The sequence below is a fragment of the Methanocalculus sp. genome (assembly GCF_029762515.1).
Classification (GTDB): domain Archaea; phylum Halobacteriota; class Methanomicrobia; order Methanomicrobiales; family Methanocorpusculaceae; genus Methanocalculus.
The window spans coordinates 1-3,959 of record NZ_JARVGN010000216.1 but is presented as its reverse complement, the minus strand read 5'-3'; the positions used below and the strand labels follow the sequence as shown (position 1 = coordinate 3,959).

The 3,959-nt window shown below is 55.0% G+C and carries 3 protein-coding genes; all 3 read right to left on the bottom strand.

The genetic code is table 11. The features are described from left to right. On the bottom strand, window positions 1-1,269 hold a 1,269-nt coding region (locus QCH34_RS08260; protein ID WP_300332745.1), incomplete at its 3' end, for an ATP-dependent DNA ligase. Window positions 1,270-1,331: 62 nt separating this feature from the next. Further along, window positions 1,332-2,483, bottom strand: a complete 1,152-nt coding sequence (locus QCH34_RS08255; RefSeq protein WP_366898483.1) for a hypothetical protein — start codon at window positions 2,481-2,483, stop codon at window positions 1,332-1,334. Continuing rightward, on the bottom strand, window positions 2,480-3,511 hold the full coding sequence (locus QCH34_RS08250; RefSeq protein WP_300332743.1) for a DUF2117 domain-containing protein: 1,032 nt from the start codon (window positions 3,509-3,511) through the stop codon (window positions 2,480-2,482). Before QCH34_RS08250 ends, QCH34_RS08255 begins: the two co-directional genes overlap by 4 nt. Window positions 3,512-3,959: the final 448 nt, after the last annotated feature.

Below are 3,959 nucleotides of genomic sequence, written 5' to 3'. Positions count from 1 at the left end.
CACCGCCAGATCGATCGTCTCGACTTCTGGCTTGCATTTCACCCAGTGCTTTCCCCGGTTACCGGGGATATAGGGGGAACCCGGCACTTTCAGCATGATTCCCTCGTGCCCCTCTCCAAGTGCCGTATGATAGAATTCCAGCAGCTTGTCGGGATCAGACGATCGGATCTGCGGTGCGACGCATCCGCTCATCACATCTTCCAGATGTATGCGCCGCTCTGAAAGGGGGAGATCGATCAGCCCGACACCATCACGGTAGAGGATATCGAAGACGAAGGGGATCATCTGTATCTGATCCACATGGGCAGAGACATCATGTTTCCTCCGTATCCGCCTGAGCACCGTCTGGAATGGCATCGGCCTCCCATCCCTGATGGCAACCACCTCGCCATCAAGGATTACATCACCTGAGATGACGTTTGAGAGTTGTCCGGCAATATCAGGAAGCGCAGCGGTCAGATCTTCGAGCCTCCGGGAGTAGATGGCAACACGGTCGCCTCTCCGGTGAAACTGGAACCGGCTGCCATCATATTTGTACTCCGCACAGACCTCGCCTGAGCCTGCAACCATCTCCGGAATCGATCCCGCCTGGGCGAGCATCATCTTCACCGGCCTGAAGAGCTCGATCTTCACATTCAGGAGGGCATCCGGATCAACAGACGCGATCCTTGCCACCTCACCGAGATCATTCATCACCTGATGCGCCCTGTTCACAGAATCAGGGCTCACCGAGAAGGCAATCGCAATAGCATCCCGCACACTTCCTTCCCCGACACCAATCCTGAGCTCCTCAAGCATCAGGCGGGTGAGATACCGGCCTTCAAGCGGCGATGCATTCGAATACAGAAGCTTTGCATTCCGTAATTTCTCCTTCTGTGACTGTGCACCAGCAGTATCGGCCATCCTCAGAAATGTCGCATATACATCGGCGAGTATGAGCTCTTCGGCAAAGAGACTCATCTGTGTCTTCTCTTTGAGAAGGTGTTCGACAGCCAGTCCGGCGTCTCCTGTACGGTTGACAAGAGCAATCACCTCACTCCGTTTCCAGCCCGCCACATAAGCAACCGCATCATAGAGAAGGTTTGGCCCGATCCCAAGATGTGCGGAACTCCAGTCAGGAAAGATCAGACCACGGATGAACCTGACAACGATCGGGAGATCATCAGGTGCAAGGCCGGGAAGGATATCTGCGATTGTATCCCGCATCTCAAGACGGCTCGCGAGCGCTTCTATCTTCTCACATAAGAGGGCAAACTCGGAAAAGAGCATTTAATCAGGTATACCTCTTCCCTGATCGTGAATGAAGCTATTGTTTTGTTCCCAAAATCATATCAGAAAAAGTCGGCAAATGTCCGCTGGGATCGGAGATCCCGGATCAGATCCGATCGGCTTCGCCAGAACGATGAGCCAAGGAGTGCCGTGACCATCGCCTCCCCGGATTGGAGATCGGGACAGGGGATGGCAGGAGATTTCAGAGCGGCCCGGGTTGCCTCCCGGATCACCCAGGTACCAAGCGGCGCCCAGTAATCCCCGGAAATATCCCGGATCACCACTACCCGGGCGGTTCTGCCAATGCTTTCCAGATGCTCGAGAACGGCAAGGCGGGCTGAGTAATAGGCGCCTGCAATCGGAGAATACCCCTGTTTCTTCTTCTTCTCTCCATCGACCACAACTACATCTTCATCTCCACCCCAGAGGGAGTTGCTCTGCCATCGCTCGATCATCTCAAACCGAAAGTCCGGGGATGGGATGAAGAGGAGAACGATCCTGTTGCCATAGAGGAGAGCAGAATGGACGAGGATATCCTGAAGGGGTACCAGCCGGCAAACCCGCTTCCTGAGATCCTTTGAGACCATATCGTCAACGGCGGTGATCGCCCACCGGGTCGGCACAAACTTCCGTTTTGAGCCGAGGAGCCCTGCCGTGAGGAGGCTTGTGATCCGGTAGACATCGATCCCCTCCTGAAAGAGTGAAGATGCCGCCTCGGTTGCCCGTACATCAGTATCCGAGGTGTAGCGATCAACGGCAGGCTCCACCACGGCATTATCAAGAACAGAGACTTTTGAGAGTTTTCCCGAGAGGCCGATCGGCGCCACGGTGCCGTCAAACGAGAGATCATAGCGGATCGGCTTTTCAAACCTCGCCTCGACATCAAGGGGCCTGCAGGAGAGCGCCACTTCCTGCGCCTTCTCAAGGACAGTTTTGACCGGCTGTGAACCCAGGATCGTCTTCGACCTGATACCGACGATCTCCTCCATACCAAGGCCGCGGGTGATCCAGTCGGTTGGTGTGTCAGACTCACGGAGGAGGAGCGGTCCTCCGACAACACGGGGGTACCCGCTGCTTCCGATGAAGATGGATGGAGACGGGCCCATATATTCTGACTGCGGCTTCTCATTCGTCAGTGCATAGAACCGTTGCATGATCGGGCATTTCGGGAGGCCGCAGAGCCCCTTCCCTTTACATTCCGCACACCGCATCATCGGAGATCCCGCCATAGGACTATTGAACTGGAAAAAGCTTCAAGCATGGAGGCAACAAGTTCATCCCAGCATACCTGATCCCCCTGTGGGAGGGATGCAGCAATCTCGCGCCCAATCTGATCATCAGTTCCAGAGATTGTACGGACAATAACAGATCCGGGAGCATAGGCTTCTGGAACAATATCATCACCATCCCCATCAGTGATCCCAAAGACCGGTATTCCAAGGACTGCTCCGATATGGCCGCAGACGGCAGTGGTATCATCCCCGATTGCGAGAATACCACAGGTATCGGGGGTGATCATCCTGTACATGGCGATCCCCGTATGATCGATCGTCTGTACCCTGCCGCAGGGGGGAGAGGTTCGCCTGATATTTGCGGGTAAAGCAGTCCTGATCCAGCCGCTCTTGCACCATGCCCGGTCAAGGGGAGGGCAGCCGGCAGCATGCAGCTTCTCGATACCATGGAGCTTCAGGCGTATGCCGCTTATTGGCATCAAAATACCCTCTTTGTATGAGATGACCGCCTCTTCCGCAGTCGCATACCCGATCGTGATCCCTTCAACCATCACCGGCTCACCGGGAATGCAGCCGCAGATCCTCCGCATCTCCGGCTGATCCTCCCGTGACGAGGTCAACATAACGAGACGGTACCCGATCTGATCGCAGATCTCCTCTGCAATTGCCGAATCCCCATTATTCCAGAGGTAACAGATCTGATCCGAACACTCGATATGGATCAGTCCACCCCTGACTCGCGAGGCGACGATCTCGCCAAAACGCCTCCCCGAGGCGGGCGTCTTCCCCCGATTGACAAGAATACAGACGCCCTCCATCCCATTGATCACCACAGATGGAGGGACATCGGCATAGGTGAGAGGCAGGCCGCTTGCAGCAGCAGCCGTCCTCCCCATCACTCCGGCAACAATAGACCGCTTTGGGAGGAGCGCATGGTAGATCCGGGCTGCATCCCCTTCATCAAAGACAAAAGGGCCATGAAAGATACAGGTTGCCTGCAGGGATTGCATCTGGAGAAGTATCACCCTGAAAAGAGATAGGATCTTGGTTGGGTATTACCTATTTTATGAAAAGTATTAACTAATGCAAAGTTTAACACTCTTTTGTCCCATCAGGACACACCATCCAGACCGGGCGCGTCAATTCATGGCACGTCCCACACCCAGGCAGAGGGAGATGCCGCCACCCGGCTGTTCCAGCATCTCTCCATCATCAGCATGTACGCACCCGGTACCGCCTCTTTTTCCCACAACTGTTTTCCGTTCCCGATGATACATAGAGATCGAGAAATCCGGGAGGCTCTACAGATGACAGTCGATACGCTCAGGAAGTTTGTGATGCCGGAGGTAATCTTCGGGGAGGGGGCAAGGATGCAGGCAGTCCACTATCTCGATAATCTCGGTGTCAGCCATGCTTTAATCGTCACAGATCCGGGAATCATCAAAGCCGGTTGGGTAC